The sequence below is a fragment of the Spirosoma lituiforme genome, assembly GCF_054776635.1.
In genome coordinates this window covers 69,014-85,576 of sequence record NZ_BAAHBO010000010.1, presented here as the reverse complement: position 1 = coordinate 85,576, position 16,563 = coordinate 69,014, and the positions used below count along the sequence as shown (strand labels likewise).

The 16,563-nt window shown below is 51.3% G+C and carries 16 protein-coding genes; 9 read left to right on the top strand and 7 right to left on the bottom strand.

Annotated elements, in window-relative coordinates; all coding sequences use genetic code 11:
- Positions 1-65: 65 nt before the first annotated feature.
- From ACYU87_RS24730 to ACYU87_RS24705, 6 genes are all read left to right on the top strand, one after another.
- Positions 66-527 (top strand): hypothetical protein, encoded by a 462-nt coding sequence (locus ACYU87_RS24730; RefSeq protein ID WP_461136692.1) that lies wholly within the window; start codon positions 66-68, stop codon positions 525-527.
- A 126-nt stretch (positions 528-653) separates the two neighbouring features.
- Entirely contained in the window at positions 654-1,838 is a 1,185-nt protein-coding gene (locus tag ACYU87_RS24725) for a glycoside hydrolase family 172 protein (RefSeq protein WP_461136691.1), read from the top strand.
- Between the two features lie 208 nt (positions 1,839-2,046).
- Positions 2,047-3,219, top strand: a complete 1,173-nt coding sequence (locus tag ACYU87_RS24720; RefSeq protein ID WP_461136690.1) for a pyridoxal phosphate-dependent aminotransferase — start codon at positions 2,047-2,049, stop codon at positions 3,217-3,219.
- A gap of 105 nt (positions 3,220-3,324) precedes the next feature.
- Positions 3,325-4,914, top strand: a complete 1,590-nt coding sequence (locus ACYU87_RS24715) for a flavin monoamine oxidase family protein (protein ID WP_461136689.1) — start codon at positions 3,325-3,327, stop codon at positions 4,912-4,914.
- A gap of 1 nt (position 4,915) precedes the next feature.
- Positions 4,916-5,923, top strand: coding sequence for a Hint domain-containing protein (locus ACYU87_RS24710; RefSeq protein WP_461136688.1), 1,008 nt, complete (start codon positions 4,916-4,918; stop codon positions 5,921-5,923).
- Between the two features lie 251 nt (positions 5,924-6,174).
- Positions 6,175-7,383: an acetyl-CoA C-acetyltransferase gene (locus tag ACYU87_RS24705; protein ID WP_461136687.1), complete on the top strand. Its 1,209-nt coding sequence runs from the start codon at positions 6,175-6,177 to the stop codon at positions 7,381-7,383.
- 4 nt (positions 7,384-7,387) lie between these two features.
- Here ACYU87_RS24705 and ACYU87_RS24700 read toward each other — a convergent pair whose 3' ends face one another.
- Positions 7,388-7,729, bottom strand: coding sequence for a PIN domain-containing protein (locus ACYU87_RS24700; protein WP_461136686.1), 342 nt, complete (start codon positions 7,727-7,729; stop codon positions 7,388-7,390).
- 334 nt (positions 7,730-8,063) lie between these two features.
- Between ACYU87_RS24700 and ACYU87_RS24695 the strand changes: the two genes are divergently transcribed.
- On the top strand, positions 8,064-10,232 hold the full coding sequence (locus ACYU87_RS24695; protein ID WP_461136685.1) for a 3-hydroxyacyl-CoA dehydrogenase NAD-binding domain-containing protein: 2,169 nt from the start codon (positions 8,064-8,066) through the stop codon (positions 10,230-10,232).
- Between the two features lie 220 nt (positions 10,233-10,452).
- On the opposite strand, the gene ACYU87_RS24690 is transcribed toward ACYU87_RS24695, so the two are convergent.
- From ACYU87_RS24690 to ACYU87_RS24665, 6 genes are all read right to left on the bottom strand, one after another.
- Positions 10,453-10,779: a hypothetical protein gene (locus tag ACYU87_RS24690; RefSeq protein ID WP_461136684.1), complete on the bottom strand. Its 327-nt coding sequence runs from the start codon at positions 10,777-10,779 to the stop codon at positions 10,453-10,455.
- Positions 10,776-10,994: a hypothetical protein gene (locus ACYU87_RS24685; protein ID WP_461136683.1), complete on the bottom strand. Its 219-nt coding sequence runs from the start codon at positions 10,992-10,994 to the stop codon at positions 10,776-10,778. The genes ACYU87_RS24690 and ACYU87_RS24685 overlap by 4 nt, the downstream gene beginning before the upstream one ends.
- Positions 10,995-11,052: 58 nt before the next feature.
- Positions 11,053-11,628 carry a ribonuclease HII gene (locus ACYU87_RS24680; protein ID WP_461136682.1) on the bottom strand — a complete coding sequence of 192 codons (576 nt, stop codon included), beginning with the start codon at positions 11,626-11,628 and terminating at the stop codon, positions 11,053-11,055.
- A gap of 98 nt (positions 11,629-11,726) precedes the next feature.
- On the bottom strand, positions 11,727-12,806 hold the full coding sequence (locus ACYU87_RS24675) for a VWA domain-containing protein (RefSeq protein ID WP_461136681.1): 1,080 nt from the start codon (positions 12,804-12,806) through the stop codon (positions 11,727-11,729).
- Positions 12,807-12,809: 3 nt separating this feature from the next.
- The gene (locus tag ACYU87_RS24670) at positions 12,810-13,826 is read right to left on the bottom strand and encodes a hypothetical protein (RefSeq protein WP_461136680.1); all 1,017 of its coding nucleotides are present in this window, start codon (positions 13,824-13,826) and stop codon (positions 12,810-12,812) included.
- Complete coding sequence (locus tag ACYU87_RS24665; protein WP_461136679.1) at positions 13,826-14,689, bottom strand: DUF58 domain-containing protein; 864 nt, start codon at positions 14,687-14,689, stop codon at positions 13,826-13,828. Before ACYU87_RS24665 ends, ACYU87_RS24670 begins: the two co-directional genes overlap by 1 nt.
- 84 nt (positions 14,690-14,773) lie before the next feature.
- Between ACYU87_RS24665 and ACYU87_RS24660 the strand changes: the two genes are divergently transcribed.
- Positions 14,774-15,148, top strand: coding sequence for a DUF4296 domain-containing protein (locus tag ACYU87_RS24660; RefSeq protein WP_461136678.1), 375 nt, complete (start codon positions 14,774-14,776; stop codon positions 15,146-15,148).
- Positions 15,145-16,521, top strand: a complete 1,377-nt coding sequence (gene hemG, locus ACYU87_RS24655; RefSeq protein ID WP_461136677.1) for a protoporphyrinogen oxidase — start codon at positions 15,145-15,147, stop codon at positions 16,519-16,521. Before ACYU87_RS24660 ends, hemG begins: the two co-directional genes overlap by 4 nt.
- Positions 16,522-16,563 lie beyond the last annotated feature (42 nt).

Here is a 16,563-nt window from a genome sequence, read left to right as displayed (position 1 = left end):
CTATCTGTTTTTTCTGTAGTTTACAATCTCATTCGTTTAAATTCGACTCAAAAAATCAACAGCTTATGAAGCCCTACGTGTATGTTGTCTGTTTTTGTTTACTTGCTTTAATCGGCCTGGATTCCTGCTCCAAATCAAATGATCCCGTGGCTGCTTCGCCTGTCGTTGGCCGTTGGCAATTGAACAGGGGTGTAGCAAGTAGTTTTCCTGCTTCTTTAAGCAGTATTAATGGTGTTCCACTAGATTTATATTATGTGAACTCAGAAGGTTCGACAATAGATGTATACTCAGATAATACGTTTAATGAAAATTTTCGTTCGGGTGCGGTAACTGATGCTTCAGGGACATGGGACTTCTCTAACAATACACTAAATTTAAAGTATGATGTAGGACAATCAGATGTATATACCTATTCAAAAAATAAAAACATAGAAGAACTTACTCAAGTTACGCCTTCAAATTATAGTATTTCAATATCCAACACAGAGAAAGTCTCTGGCAAAATGCAGTTGATTTATAGAAAGTGAGTTAGTTTCAAGTATAAGTAACATTTATTTACGGCTAGCCGATGCACCCGCATCGGCTATTTTTATGCGTAGAGTGGTAAAAATCAGCATCGTTTCCTTTTTTTAAGAAACAAACGCCTTACCCTAATGCAAGCGATTCGTTTACTTCTCACGGGTACGCTCCTACTCGTTTTCGCCGTTGCCAGTTCACTCCTCGCCCAGTCGCGTAATGCGGGTTCGTTCAACGGACTGGACATGAGTTTGGGCAACCTGTCCCGTCTATCGAATGCCCGAACCCGCTCCATCAGCCCCGAGAATTTTACAGGCGAAAAAGGCAAAGGCGGCATGGACGAGCTATCCGATGCGCGGCCCAACCACGCCAATGCCAAAGATGCCGCCCGTGATCTGGGGCGGGGCTGGAAAGTGAATCCGTTTATCCGGATCAAAGCCGGTGAAACCTTTACACTGGCCGATGTTCAGGGGCCGGGTGCCATTCAGCACATCTGGATGACGCCCACCGGCAACTGGCGCTTTTCCATTCTGCGGGTTTATTGGGATGACGAACCGACGCCATCCATCGAGGTACCCGTAGGCGATTTCTTCGGTATGGGCTGGGGCGAATATGCGCCCCTTAACTCATTACCGGTTAGCGTTAATCCGGGGAGCGCCTTCAACTGCTACTGGCAGATGCCGTTTCGCAAACGATGCCGGATCACGATGGAGAACATCAACGAAAAGGATGCGATGAGCCTGTATTATCAGATCGATTATACACTCACCGACGTACCCGATGATGTGGCCTATTTCCACGCACAGTTCCGACGAACGAACCCGAATCCGTACAAGAAAGACATCACGTTACTGGAAGGTATAAAAGGAAAAGGGCACTATGTGGGCACGTTTCTGGCCTGGGGTGTCAACAACAATGGCTGGTGGGGCGAAGGTGAAATCAAGTTCTTTATGGACGGCGACACTAATTTTCCAACCATAAACGGGACGGGTACGGAAGATTATTTCTGTGGCTCCTATAATTTCGACCGGGGCGGTCAGTACGTTCCTTTTTCGACGCCCTATGTTGGTCTGCATCAGGTTACCAAGCCCGACGGCACCTATAAATCCCAGCAACGTTTCGGTATGTATCGCTGGCATATTATGGACCCTATTCGGTTCGAAAAAGATTTACGGGTTACCATTCAGGATCTGGGCTGGCGGAGTGGCGGTCGTTACCTGCCCCAACTGTCGGACGTATCCAGTACGGTGTTCTGGTACCAAGCGGAGCCACATGCTCCATTCCCTAAGCTCCCCACGAAAGATGAGCTGGAAGTAAACTAACATATAACTTTTTTATTTGGCATCTACTGCAATACGTATTCTATAAATTTCGACTGACCACTAATCAGCAAAATATTTTAAAAGCGTTTTCGATCGAAGACGCTTTTTTATTGGCATTAATTCGTACTTTCACAAAACCCTATCTACTAAGGAGTTATACTTTGCTTTACTTTTATTTAATCCTAGATAAGTACAAAAACTTACCAACATGTCGTCACAACTAACTCGCCGGGACTGGCTTCGCGCCAGCGGTCTCCTAACAGCTGGTCTCGGATTGAGCCGGTTCACGCCTGCTGCTGCCAGCCAACCTAAAGCACCCTTTGTTTCGGGCTTCACCAACGAGTTTGCCTTTACCGATGACCCGTTTGACAAGATGCCCAAACTGAAGGCTCGCTTGCTGGCAAACGAAAACCCGCTGGGTATTGCACCCAGTGCCAAAGAAGCGCTGGTGAAAGCGGCCGACTCAGGCAACCGATACGCCTGGACAGAATTTGCGCAACTAAAATCGCTGCTGGCTACAGACGAAGGGGTAAAACCAGCCAACATTATGATGTCGCCCGGTTCGTCGGATATTCTGATGGCCGCTGCGGATTATTTCGCGAAAGGAGGAGGCACCATCCTGACCAGCACCATGACGTACGACGACCTGCTCCAGCGGGCCGAAAAGTTTGGGGCAAAGATCAAGGCGCTGCCCATGACGAAAGACTACAAATTTGATCTCCCGGCCATCAAGGCGAACATTACGCCCGATGTGAAGATGGTCTATATTGTTAATCCCAACAACCCGACCGGCACCATTATCCCAACGGCCGAACTGGAAGCCTTCATCCGTGAGGTAGCGCCCAAAGTACCCGTGTTCATCGATGAAGCGTACATCGACTTTTTTGAACCCAACGAGCGCCCGAAGCTGGGCAAACTGGTCAGCGAAGGCATGAACGTGATTCTGGCCCGCACCTTCTCCAAGATCCACGGCTTTGCGGGTCTGCGTTTGGGGTACGCCATTGCCCAGCCCGAGATGCTGAAAACCCTGCACGCCTATACCAATGGCGAGTTTGCCGTGAGCATCACCACCCTGATGGCCGGTATTGCCAGCTACAAAGACATCGACTGGCAGAACCACTGTCGGGCCGAAAACGCCAAAGCGCGCGCCTACACCACAAAAGCCCTGACCGATATGGGCTATGACGTCATTCCATCGTCGGCCAACTTTATCCTGTTCCCCATTCGCATGAAAACGTCGGCGTTCAGTAACCAGATGTTTGCCAACGGCATCGGTATCCAGACCCGCGACTTCAGCGGACAGCCTTATTGCCGGGTTAGTGTTGGGACGATGGATGAGATGGCCATGTTTATGGATAGCTTCAAAAAGGTAGTCGGCTAACCGGCGAATCCGGCACTTGCCGGGCCCGTCGTCTGACCAATTTATTACTCATCTTAGCCGTAATGACGGCTGATACGGCCTCTTGCCGTACCGCATGGATATAGTATGACAAGAAGAGACTTTATTAATTCGACCAGCGCCAGTTACGCCAGCCTGTTGGCGTGGGGCATGTTGCAACCCGCCCCGGCATCGGCGCTAAATTTGCCAGCCAATGGCAAAGCCGGCGATGGTAAAGGCCGGAAGGTGATCATTTTAGGGGCGGGACTAGCCGGTATGGCAACAGCCTACGAGCTTGGTAAACTCGGTTATGAGTGTACCGTACTAGAAGCCCGGTCTCGCTCGGGCGGGCGCGTCTGGACCATTCGGGGGGGCACGAAAGAAACGGAACTAGGCGGTGGTACCAACCAGACCTGCCAGTTTGGCGACGGGCTGTATTTCAACGGTGGAGCTGCCCGTATTCCGCACCATCACCAGTTGACCCTGCACTACTGCCGGGAGCTGGACATACCGCTGCAAATATTCAATGGCAACAACGAAGCTGCGTATCTGTACAACGACCGCCCGGCCGATAAAACCGGAACCGATACCCTAGCCAACCGGCGGCTGCGCATCAAAGAATATCATAACGATATGCGCGGCTACACCGCCGAGCTACTAGCCAAAGCGCTCGATCAATCAGCGCTGGATCAGCAACTGACCAAAGAAGACGTCGAAAAACTGATTGATTTTCTGAAAAACGAAGGAGATCTCAACACGGCTCATCTGTACAAAGGCACCAACCGACGTGGGTACAAAGCTAAAGGAGAACCCGGTGCCGGAACAATGCCCGGCAGCATGACCGATCCGTTCGGCCTGACGGATTTACTACGATCGGGGTTTATGCAACCTGTTTTCTACAATGTCGGGGATTACATTTACGAACAGCAAACGACCCTGTTGCAGCCCGTTGGCGGTATGGATGCCATTCCGAAGGCGCTAGAAAAAAAGCTGGCCGGTAAAATCATATTCAGCGCCCCCGTTTCTGAACTTCGCAAAACCGAAAACGGCGTTCGGGTCGTGTACCAGAAAGATGGTAAGCCGGTAGAACTGACGGGCGAATTCTGCGTCTGTACGCTGCCTTTACCGATGCTCAAGAACCTGGAATCCGACTTATCGGGTACCATAAAGCGGGCCGCTGACTTTGTTCCGTACATTAAAACGGGCAAAATTGGCTTGCAATTCAAGCGTCGATTTTGGGAAGAGGACGACTGGATTTACGGCGGCATTTCGCGCACCAATATGGATATCAACCAGATCTGGTATCCGTCGTTTGGTTTCCAGGGTAAAAAAGGAGTGCTGATCGGCTATTACAATTTCTACAGCCGGGCCGAAGCCGTGGGTGCCATGCCCGTGGCCGAACGGGAGAAACTGGCCCTGACACAGGGCGTTAAAATTCACCCACAGTATCCGGCGGAGTTCGAAAATTCATTCTCGCTGGCCTGGCACCGGGTACCGTACAGCGGGGGTGGCTGGGCGACCTACGATGATGCGACCCGAAAAAAATATTACCCTTCGCTAATGGAACCCGATGGCAACATTTATTTTGCGGGCGAGCACACCACGTACCTGACCGCCTGGATGGCCGGGGCCTTTACATCAGCGCACCGAACGGTCGAAGCAATTCATGCCCGAGTGGGCGAGTACACAAAAAAATAGTATGAAAAACAACCTGCTACCCATTCTGATTTTCTGCTGCTGCGCAATCGCAACGCAGTTTCTGAGCCAACGTGTTTCGGCACAAACGGCATCGGCCAGCGCGAGCATGACCGTTGACCAGCTCAAGGCCATCAAAGCCATTAAAGTGGCCAACCTCGACAAAGACACCTATTTTAAATCCGGTGGGTTTATTCTGGATCGTTACGAAGAGCGCCCTGCCTACGTGTTCACCTACAGCGACGGCATTACCCGTAAAATTTACCTCTACAAAGTGTTCACGGTTGAAGACACCAAAGAGCTTGGCTTACTGGCGATCTACCAGAACACGAAAACAGCGGACATAAAACCATTCGTCATTCCCGGCGCATCGGCCGACCGTAAAGCCTGGGACGCCTACATTGATGACCTCAAATACGTTGGCGAAAAAGAACCCGGCCTGATGTCGACGCTGACGTTTGTGTTATCGCGCGAAATGGCGGGCCTATTATCAAGTGGCGGGGCCAAATCCGATGACGGAGGAGGTAAGAAAAAAGAAGAATACAATTTCTGCTTTGCGCCCGATGCGCCCGTAACCATGGCCGATGGCTCGTCGAAAAACATCAGCGATGTAGCTGTGGGCGATAGTGTTCTGGGCTACGATGCAGCGACTAAAACACTTGTTCCAACAGCAGTAACCCAGTTAGATACCCACCAGGGCAACTTCGATATGGCGGGCGTATGGCTGTCTGCTACCAATGACGTTACTGCCGACACGCGCAGTGCCCTGACGGCTCCGGTGCTGCTCGAAGCAACCGCGAATCATCCCATTATGACGGCGGCTGGCCGCAAAGCCCTGGGCGACGTAAAAGCAGGTGACGTTTTGTACCGCTACGACCCCACGACGAATGGCGTAACGACCTACCATGTAGTGCAGACGCAGAAGGTCATTCGTTCGGTGAAAAACGTATACAACCTGGCTACTCAATCGGGCGCTTATCTGGTTGATCAGACGGTGGTTATGGACAAGTAAGTCCAGTTACTATCAGTTGATTTGATCTGGTAGCGTTTACAAAAAGGTCGGGCTCATCATTGATGAGCCCGACCTTTTTGTTGTTTACAGGCCCTTTCGGTCTATAGTAGCTAACCAATGGGTTAACCCCATACTTTCTGTTTATGAACACATTATCACTTTTACCCGAATTTATTGCCTCGTTCATCTTTTGCGACTACTTTTGCCCTATTGAAAACCGTATGCATGCATACTAATTTTTCACCAACATTATGGCTGAAGCCTTCATTTACGACGCCGTACGAACCCCTCGGGGGCGAGGCAAAAGCGACGGTTCGCTGCACGATATGCAGCCTGTTCAACTCCTCACAAGCGTACTGCGCGCACTCCGCGATCGCAATCAGCTCGACACGTCGCTGGTCGATGACGTGATTATGGGTTGCGTCACACCCATCGGTGAGCAGGGTGCCGACATAGCGCGTACGGCTGCTCTTGAAGCCGGGTACGACGAATCCGTATCGGGGGTACAACTGAACCGATTTTGCTCATCGGGTTTGGAAGCCATCAACATGGCCGCGGCTTACGTTATGTCGGGGCAGATCGACGCCATTGTAGCGGGTGGAGTCGAGTCGATGTCACGGGTACCGATGGGCTCCGACGGGGGCGCTCTGTTCATGAATCCACAAATTGTGGCGCGTCATCATATCGTTCCACAGGGCATTTCGGCCGATTTGATTGCAACCAAATATGGCTACTCCCGGTCCGATGTGGATGGCTTTGCGGCTGAATCGTACCGCCGGGCTGTTCAGGCACAAGCCGACAACCGCTTTCATAAATCCCTTATTCCGCTAAAAGACGAGATTGGTATCACGGTCCTTGATTACGACGAAGGGGTACGTCCCGGCACAACCGTCGAAAGCTTAAGTAAACTCAAACCGGCTTTCGAAGCCATGGGGCAACTGGGGCTAGATGCGCTTGCGCTGCTCAAATACGCACAATTTGATAAAATCAACCATGTTCACCACGCCGGGAACTCATCGCAGATTGTTGATGGAGCGGCTGCCGTATTGGTGGGTAGTGCCGCGTTTGGCGAGCAATCGGGCCTGAAACCCCGCGCTCGTATCAAAGCTTTTGCCATGGTTGGTTCCGAACCGACGATTATGCTTACGGGTCCGATTCCGGCCACGCACAAAGTGCTCAAGCGGGCCGGTATGCACATCCGCGATATTGACCTGTTTGAAGTGAATGAAGCTTTTGCGGCTATTCCGATGCTGTTTATGGATGAGTTCGACGTCGATCACAGCAAGCTGAACGTAAACGGAGGGTCCATTGCACTGGGGCACCCGCTGGGGGCAACCGGGGCCATCATTTCGGCCACCCTGCTCGACGAGCTGGAGCGTACGGGCAAGCAGTTCGGCCTATCGACGCTTTGCGTTGGGGGCGGCATGGGCGTCGCCACCATTTTCGAGCGTGTCAATTAGCTTATTAATTCATCGACTGATTGGATAAGCTGTATAGTCTCGCCAAGGCAGGCTGATTCAAAATCAGCCTCGTAGCTAGGGTAGCCAGAATAAGTGCATCGTTGGGTAATAGGTTGTACTTTTCCATGTAGCTCAAATAAAGGGGAATGATCCCCGGCCCTGTCTCTAGGGAAATCATTTTACTCAGAAAATCAGCCGGATTATGCTGCTCAATAATGGGAGGTATCGCTTTATCACGTTTGAGTGTCAGCGGAGCTTTACCACCTTCGATAATAAGCAAGTAAAATGTGTACTCACTTAGAACAACCTGGCTGATAAACAGATCGTAATGATCATTTGAAATCAACTATTCAAATAAATCAGTTTGGGTTCCTTTCGTGCTTTCAACTAAAATAGAACTGTCCAAGAAGATTCTACTGTTCATAAACATTGTAATCTTCTTCTGTAAAATCAATTTTAACCCGATTAAGCCTTGCAAAAAATGCCCTGGAAGCGTCAGCTAGTGTTGTATCCATCGTTGATGACTCTTCTCTAGCCGGCTTAAATTAAATAATAATAGGTTCGTCCCGCATCTCGGCAGGTACACTAAAAGTAATCTGGCCGTTTTCCGGCTTTTGAATAAGTCTTGTAGCCCCCATATCAACGTTGTTTTTGGTGAAAATACAACAAACTTCCCAAGCATGATTAAGTATAGCATTGATCAGCATATAGCCATTATTTCGTGGGAGATGACCTCATCGCCGATGAACGTTCTCAACGACGAGTCGATACCGGCATTTGAAGCTGCTTTGCAGCAGGCCATAGCCGATGAGTCGGTTAAGGGATTGATTATCACGTCGAATAAACCCGAATTTGTGGCGGGTGCCGACCTGAGAATGATCCTGCGGAACAACGACAAAGCACCGACGGAGATGCTGAACGTTTCTTCGGAGCTGAATCGCATTTTCCGCAGTATTGAAACCTCAGGGAAGCCGACTGTAGCGGCCATTAATGGAACGGCGCTCGGTGGCGGTTACGAAATCTGCCTGGCCTGTCACCACCGCATTGCGCTTGCTAACCCTAAAACAATCATCGGCCTGGTCGAGGTAACCCTGGGTCTGCTACCTGGGGCGGGCGGTACACAACGCCTACCCCGCATGATCGGTATTCAGGCCGCGCTACCCTTACTGCTAGAGGGGAAAAAGGTGGGGGTTCAGGAAGCGAAAAACCTGGGAATGATCGATGATATTGCCGATAGCCCGGCCGATATGATGGCTAAAGCACGGGCATGGATCGAGGCTAACGGAACGGCTGGCCAGCCGAAACCACTTAATCCCTGGGACGAAATCGATCGTAAATCGGGGAAGATTGTCGGCAAAGATAATTTCAAAGTGCCCGGCGGTGCCGTTCAGAGTCCGGTGGGCGCACAGGCATTTGCGGCCGGTACCGCCATGCTGATGGATAAAACCAAAGGCAACTACCCAGCTCCGCTCGAAATTATGGCTTGTGTATACGAAGGTCTGCAGGTCAATATCGACCGGGCGCTGATAATCGAAGCGCGCCATTTCGTGAAGGTCGCGACCTCTAAAGTGGCCAAAAATCTGATTCAGACCATGTTTCTGGGCCTGAACGAGGCTAATAAAGGAGCCAGCCGCCCGAAAGATCAGGCAAAAACGGATGTCAAAAAACTTGGTATTCTGGGGGCAGGTATGATGGGCGCAGGCATTGCTTACGTTTCGGCGCAGGCCGGTATTCACGTCGTATTGAAAGACGTTTCCGTCGAAGCGGCCGAAAAAGGGAAGGCTTACTCGCGTGGACTGCTTCAGAAAGGCGTCGACCGGGGCACCCTTGACTCGCAGAAAGCAGACAGTGTTCTCGATCTGATTAAGCCAACAGCCGATGCAGCCGACCTGCAGGGTTGCGACCTGATCATTGAAGCTGTGTTTGAGAATCGGGAGTTGAAAGCGCAGGTGACCAGAGAAGCCGAGCCCCTACTGGCCCCCGATGGCCTGCGCGTGTTCGGCTCCAATACTTCTACCCTACCCATCAGCGGTCTGGCTAGTGCCTCAGCAAATCCAGCCAATTTTATTGGCATCCACTTCTTCTCGCCGGTCGACAAAATGATGCTGGTAGAAATTATAGTGGGTAAACAAACGTCCGATTACGCGCTTGCCGTTGCGATAGACTTCACCCGCAAGATTCGCAAAACGCCCATTGTCGTCAATGATGCGCGGGGCTTCTATACATCGCGCTGCTTCGGCACGTATTCATCGGAAGGAATGGAGTTACTGAAAGAAGGCGTTAATCCGGTTTTGATCGAAAATGGCGGAAAAAATGCCGGTATGCCCGTTGGGCCCCTGGCCGTCACCGATGAAGTAGCGCTGGACCTGGTCTATAAAATCGCGGGGCAGGGTATTCTGGATGGGGTCGTTCGCGACGATGACACGCGCTATGTGGTAGCCAAGCAATTCGTTGCTCTTGGGCGTTTCGGCAAGAAAGCGAAAGCCGGTTTTTATGACTACGCCGACGACAGAAGCAAGAAACTATGGCCGGGGCTGCAAGATCTGTTCCCGAGGACTGAGCAACAGCCTACGCTCGATGAGGTGAAAACCCGTCTGCTCTACCGGCAAGCTATTGAAGCGGTACGCTGTTTTGAGGAAAACGTAGTACGTACGAAACTGGATGCCGACCTCGGCTCGATTCTGGGCTGGGGTTTCCCGGCGTATACCGGCGGGGCCTTGTCATTCGTCGATTTTGTTGGCATCGACACCTTCGTCCGCACCTGCGATCGTCTGGCCGATCAATATGGCGAACGTTTCCGGCCAACCGACCAATTGCGGGAGCGGGCAGGGAAACAGGAATTGGTGTAAAATGCAAAAGCTACTTAACTAATAAGGGCAGGCTCTTAAACCTGCCTGATGAGAATCGCAACGGCGCACCGTCCTCATCAGAGTCAGATTCTCAAATCTGACTCTGATGACATAAAAGGTTCCTGTTACTTCAAACAGGAACCTTTTATGTTAACCGAAAACTCATCCGGTGGTATTTGGTGGGGCCGAACTGGCGGATGTAAGGAGAGACAATTAGACATCAGGGCAATTCGGCAAGTAAACGATCCAGCATTTCATGACTAATATCCGTTTGCTCTGACTTATCATAGATCGATACCAGATAGACAATCTCATCGACAACACGTACACAGGTTATTACGCGGGCTCCGCTTCGTTTTCCCTTCCCTTTGGAACGAATGCCCAAACGAATCTTGTAAAATTCATCCCGCATGGCAACGCCATGAAAAGGATTTGCTTCCAGATCATCGACCGGTTGGCCTATTTCCGCTTTCAGCGATTTGTATTTTTTTACGAGTCGTCTGGCTTCACGCTCAAAATTATCAATCGTTTGGACGCTGTAACTCATAAATCGTTCAGAAACTCACGGGCAGGTCTCGACTTCACACTGCCCTGTTCTACAGCGCGTAACTCGTTAATTCCCTGCCGAATGTTATTGACGACGGCTTCATCGGAATCTTCACTATCCCCCTCATTCTGAATTCGGACGAACGGTAAATGGTAGATGAGATCTTTAAAGAAGTTAACTTCTTTATCATCGATTTCAAGGGTTAAAACAGCCATTATAGTCTATTTTTAGCTTTAGTAAAGATAACTGATTTACCCTATACTTATCACATTCTCACACCAATCGAAAACTCATCCGATGGTATTTGGTGGGGCCGAACTGCCGGATGGCCGCTCGGTGAATAGAGGTTGGATAACCGACGTTTCTGGCCCAACCGTAGGCTGGAAATTCCAGACCAAGTTCTTCCATCAGATTGTCGCGGTAGGTTTTAGCCAGTACCGATGCTGCGGCAATGGATAAGTAATGCGCGTCGCCTTTGATGATGCAGGTGTGCGGAATCATCGGATAAGGTACGAACCGGTTGCCGTCTACCAGCAAATGCTCCGGCTTGATAGTTAATGTATCTACCGCCCGATGCATGGCCAGAAAACTAGCGTTCAGGATATTGATACGGTCAATGTCTTCGTGAGAAACTTCGGCAACAGCCCAGGCCAGGGCATCGCGCTCAATGTCTTTTTTCAGACTATTACGCTGAAGACGAGACAGTTGCTTCGAATCAGTGAGGATTGGGTGGGTGTAGTGCTTCGGTAGAATAACCGCAGCTGCGACCACCGGACCGGCCAAACAGCCCCGCCCCACTTCGTCCAGCCCCGCTTCAATAGCCTCGGCGTTATAATAGGATTTCAGCATAATTTATGGTTTACGGGTTGTGGTTCAGGATTTATAAGCACTCATCCAGAAACAGCTTCTGTACGTTGGAAAAAACGTAAACCACACCCCATACATCGTCAGTCTTCCAGCACGTTACCAAAAATCGTGGTTTTCAGGAGTAAGGCGATCAGCAGAAACAGGATGCCCCAATACACGTAAATTCGGTAGTAATCCTGAACGTCTTCGTAAATCTGTACCCGTATCGGGGACTTCTCCAGACGGCTGATCTGGGCAAATACAGCTTGTAGACGCCCGGCATCCGTGGCCCTGAAAAAACTTCCGTTACCAAGGGTGGCAATGGTTTTTAAAACGCCTTCATCGACCGTTGTCGCCATGGTTGCCGACGCAGTCGGACGACCTACCGCAATCGTATAGAGTTTGATACCAAAGGCCTTAGCCAGTTTCGCAGCGGTAATGGGGTCGAGATTTCCCGCCGTGTTATCGCCGTCGCTCAGGAGAATAATCACTTTGCTCCGCTCCCGTTTCGAGCCATCCTGATTGCTCAGCACCGTATCGGCAGCGGAGACGGTATGATCGCGCATACGGTTGATACAACGCGCCAGTGCGTCGCCAATGGCGGTGCCGGATGTCCGGATCATACGGTCATTCAGGTCGCTCAAATACTGTTTCAGGAGGCCGTAGTCTGTCGTGAGCGGGCAGAGCGAAAAGGCTTCTCCTGCAAAAACAACTAGTCCGATGCGGTCATTTTTACGACCGTTCACGAATGCCTGGGCTACCCGCCGGGCTACAGCCAGACGGGTAGGACGCAGGTCCGTTTCGCTCATCGACTCCGATACGTCCAGCGCCATCATAATATCGATGCCTTCTGATTGTTCACTTCGCTGCTGCTTGATGATTTGTGGACGAGCCAGCGCAATCAGGAGACAGGAAAGGCCAAGAAATACACTGACCGGTACTAAATACCGTCCGATGCTGACTATCGACCGGGACGCCTGAAGACGGCTGGCCCTGCTGTTGCGGACGCTGATCTGCCCGATTGACATGTTCAGACGCTGTTGCGCATTTCGGTACAAATAGTAACGCAGGAAAAATAAAAACAGAATACCCGGAATCAACCACAGTGCCAGTGGCTGCGCCAGTTGAAACTGCTGCCACTGCGCCAGGCTGAACCAATGAAGTGAATACCAGGGGTGCATAGGTCAGGATAAAGTAGCTGATTCAGTCGAACGGATGGCTGGTGACTCATTCCTTCGGCCATCTGACTGAATTAACGTGGTTCGGCACTGAAGGTACATCTGGGTAGCTACCTCTTTCAGCACCTGCAGAGCCGATTGCGACTGGGGCGTGTAGCTACCGCCGTAAATCATCCGATCCGCTTCGTGAAGGGCTACCCCGACACGCTCATCTTGGAGCCGGGTAGCCAACTCCGGCGTGGTCAGGGACATATAGGGCTGGGGGTCCAACTGCTCAAGATACGCTTTCCATAGGATAACAGCCTGGTTGGCTGTTTCGGCGGCTGTGAATGAACTAAGCCGATCATTTAACCGGGTGTATTCGAGCAGAAAACGAACATGCCGCCGATTAAGTAAATACAGTCGCCACTGCCGACGTGCCAACCGCCCAAACAGCAGATACAGCACACCCAGCCCCAGGCTGATACTTATAAAGCCAGCCGCCAGCGCCATGTAGTTGAACTGCTGTTGCAGGGGAGCCAGCTTGGTATCGGTAGCCAGCCGAAGCGTCTGCGAAGCCAGTGAGTCGGGCAGAGCCAGCGGCAATTTCGATCGCAGAAAAACGGTATCGATCTGGGTCCATCGGGCTGTACAGTCGATGGTATTGAGCAGGCGGAGGGGCACCCGCAACAACTGGATGGAATCCGTTTCGAACGAGACCAGTGTGTACACTGCGCTGTCCCGGCTAACGGCCGTTGGCCCGGTTCCAACGGTATTGGTGGCAAATACCGTTACTTTCTGCACCCGGTACGGGGCAAAATAGCGGGCTGTATCGGGAAACAGTACGTCAATAGTAGCCGGGTGATGATACGTCAGCGAATACCGAAATGGCCGACCGATTTCGATACTATCTACCAGAAAATAGCCTTTTATAGCGGGCTGGCCCGGCGAATCCTGCCGCAGCAGCGACGGCCCTAACAGGGGCTTGGCCTGACATAAATCAGCCAGAAAGCAGACAAAAATGAGAAGGCCGAATTTTTTCATCAATATTTCCTGACTCTGAATAATTCGACAAGTTTCGGCACAAAATCCTCCTGTGAATCGAGCGCCAGGTAATTCGCATTGTATTGTTTGCAAAGCCGTTCGAGTCGGAGTTGATTCTGGCGGAATGTATCGTACAGCTCCGTCCGAAACGAAACGGACGAGGTATTCACCCATACCGTACGACCGGTTTCGGTATCGTGTACCGGAATGATGCCCAGTTTGGGCAGTTTCACCTCCCGCTGATCGTATAGATGAATGACAACCAGGTCGTGTTTTTTGGCCAGCGCCTTCAGGTTATGTTCGTAACTCAGATCAATAAAGTCGGAAAGTAAGATAACGACACTACGCCGTTTGAGGGCATTGAGGGTAAAGAGCAGCGCATCGGCAATACTGGTTCTGGCCGACTGAGGCTGTAGTTTATGCAAACTCATAATCAGTTGATAGCCCGTCTTCAGCCCATTGCCTGGCTTGATGTACTTCTCTTTTTGGTCCGAAAAGCAATACATGCCTACGTGACTGGCCTCCCGAATAGCCGACAGGGCCAACACGCCACAAACCTCCTTGGTTGTCTTCAATTTGTCGCGATGACGAGCCCCCACCTGCTGCGATGCGCTGACATCGACCATAAAAAAGACGGTCTGGTCTTTCTCTTCCCGAAAAACCTTCACGAACGTACCATGTCCTTTCGATGACACGTTCCAGTCGATGGCCCGTACATCGTCGCCATACTGATACGTCCGTAAATCGCTAAATTCCAGCCCGGTTCCTTTAAACACCGACCGAAAACTACCGCGCATCTGCGAGTTAACCGCCTTGCGGATGCGGATATCGAAATTACGGAGCCGGGCCAAGAACTCGTCCATACAGAACAGGCGTTATACTTTTTTAACAGTCAATTCCGAACTTTGCTACCGGAGATTACCTTACAAAGTTACCCAATTCAGCGTATGCATCGAAACCTATTTCAACGGTATCTGTGGAGCCTGTTGCTCATCGGTTGGCTGGTATCGGCTTGCACAGCCCCTGAAAACAAGCCGCCGGACAACCTGCTCAGCGAGGCCAAAATGGCCGATATTCTGACGGAAGTACACCTGGCCGAAGCCCGCATCAGCCGCGTCAATTTGCGGTCTGTCGACTCTTCGCAGATCGCCTATAAACACCTCGAAGACAAGATTTTCAAAAAGTTTGGCGTCGATACGGCCACCTACCGGAAAAGCTATATTTTCTATTCCTCGCACCCGGCCAACATGGAGGTAATTTATAAGCAGGTCACGGAGAAATTGCAGAAGAAGATCAGCGCAAAAACAAAGAAGCCCTTATGACAATCGGTATTATCGGGGCAGGTATCTCGGGCTTGACAGTCGCTTACGAATTGCAAAAGCGGGGCGTTGATTACCGGCTTTGGGAAGCGTCCAGCCAGCCAGGAGGCTACATTCAATCCCAGTGGGCAGGCCCTCCCGCAACCGGCAACCCGGCGCATGGAAAATACCTGTGCGAAATTGGGCCCAACTCTCTGCTGGGCGACGCCGATCTGCTGGCGTGGCTCGATGGTCTTGGCCTGACACCTGACCTAACTTTTAGCCGTCCCGTTAGCAAAGCCCGTTATATTTTCCGAGCGGGCAAATATCGGCAACTTCCTTCCGGTCCGCTCTCCCTGCTATTTGGCACCTTTGGCGAACCCTCGTTTTTTAGCTGGAAAACCAAACTCGCCATTTTCCGCGAACGTTCTAACAAAACGTTGTCTCCCCCCGGCGAAACGCTGGCCAATTTTTTCAGACGGCGGTTTTCCAGCGAGATTGTCGACTACGCCCTGGGACCGTTTGTGGCAGGCATCTACGCCGGCGATCCGGAGCACCTTCTTGTTTCGGAGACATTCCCTGTACTACTTCGTTACGAGAAAGAGTACGGTTCTGTGCTGCGGGGGCTGATCAAGAACCAATCGGCTACGGGCCGACGGCAATCCTTTAGCTTCCGGGAGGGTATGCAAATGCTGCCTAACGCGCTGGCGGCCGCGTTGAAGGGCTTGTTGCTCAATGACGCAGTCAAGTCCATTAGCCCCCTCAACGGCGGTTGGCAGGTTGAAACAAACACCAGCACTCAGTTTGTCGATAAACTGGTTCTGGCCGTGGGTACCGATGCTGCCGCCCGCCTGGTGGAACCCCATTACGCCGATTTTGCCCGCTCGCTTCGCCAGGTTATTTACCCACCCATGACAGCCGTTCATTCGGTGTACAAGCGCGCTGATGTCCGGCACCCGCTGAATGGGTTCGGGGGCCTTAATCCGAAAATTGAAGGTCGGTTTGCCGCCGGACATATCTGGAGCAGCTCAATTTTTGAGGGACGTTGCCCGGCCGACGAGGTACTTTTTACCACCTTTGTGGGTGGCCAGACGAATACCCGCAACGCCCAGCTTCCGGATACCGTATTGGCCGACAAGGTGCATCAGGAGCTGGTCGATGGCTTTGGGATTACAGCCGACAAGCCCGTTTTTCGGAAAATTGCCCGTTGGGAACGCGCCATTCCGCAATACGATGCCAGTATTATAGCCGTAAAACAACCCGCTAAAACTGCCGAAGCCGATCAATTGTTTGTGTGCGCCAACTGGTATGGTGGTGTTTCCCTATCCGACTGCATCGGAAAAGCCAGGAAATTAGCGACTCAACTAGCTGACAGCCCAAGGATTAACAATTTTTAATGATTTTATTAGACAAAAAGGGAGTACTTTGCTGTTGTAGTC

Excerpts from the sequence above, each read along its gene's own strand:
- ACYU87_RS24730 (WP_461136692.1), top strand. The coding sequence starts at position 66 with ATGAAGCCCTACGTGTATGTTGTCTGTTTTTGTTTACTTGCTTTAATC.
- ACYU87_RS24725 (WP_461136691.1), top strand. The coding sequence starts at position 654 with ATGCAAGCGATTCGTTTACTTCTCACGGGTACGCTCCTACTCGTTTTC.
- ACYU87_RS24720 (WP_461136690.1), top strand. The coding sequence starts at position 2,047 with ATGTCGTCACAACTAACTCGCCGGGACTGGCTTCGCGCCAGCGGTCTC.
- ACYU87_RS24715 (WP_461136689.1), top strand. The coding sequence starts at position 3,325 with ATGACAAGAAGAGACTTTATTAATTCGACCAGCGCCAGTTACGCCAGC.
- ACYU87_RS24710 (WP_461136688.1), top strand. The coding sequence starts at position 4,916 with ATGAAAAACAACCTGCTACCCATTCTGATTTTCTGCTGCTGCGCAATC.
- ACYU87_RS24705 (WP_461136687.1), top strand. The coding sequence starts at position 6,175 with ATGGCTGAAGCCTTCATTTACGACGCCGTACGAACCCCTCGGGGGCGA.
- ACYU87_RS24695 (WP_461136685.1), top strand. The coding sequence starts at position 8,064 with ATGATTAAGTATAGCATTGATCAGCATATAGCCATTATTTCGTGGGAG.
- ACYU87_RS24690 (WP_461136684.1), bottom strand. The coding sequence starts at position 10,779 with ATGAGTTACAGCGTCCAAACGATTGATAATTTTGAGCGTGAAGCCAGA.
- ACYU87_RS24685 (WP_461136683.1), bottom strand. The coding sequence starts at position 10,994 with ATGGCTGTTTTAACCCTTGAAATCGATGATAAAGAAGTTAACTTCTTT.
- ACYU87_RS24680 (WP_461136682.1), bottom strand. The coding sequence starts at position 11,628 with ATGCTGAAATCCTATTATAACGCCGAGGCTATTGAAGCGGGGCTGGAC.
- ACYU87_RS24675 (WP_461136681.1), bottom strand. The coding sequence starts at position 12,806 with ATGCACCCCTGGTATTCACTTCATTGGTTCAGCCTGGCGCAGTGGCAG.
- ACYU87_RS24670 (WP_461136680.1), bottom strand. The coding sequence starts at position 13,826 with ATGAAAAAATTCGGCCTTCTCATTTTTGTCTGCTTTCTGGCTGATTTA.
- ACYU87_RS24665 (WP_461136679.1), bottom strand. The coding sequence starts at position 14,689 with ATGGACGAGTTCTTGGCCCGGCTCCGTAATTTCGATATCCGCATCCGC.
- ACYU87_RS24660 (WP_461136678.1), top strand. The coding sequence starts at position 14,774 with ATGCATCGAAACCTATTTCAACGGTATCTGTGGAGCCTGTTGCTCATC.
- hemG (WP_461136677.1), top strand. The coding sequence starts at position 15,145 with ATGACAATCGGTATTATCGGGGCAGGTATCTCGGGCTTGACAGTCGCT.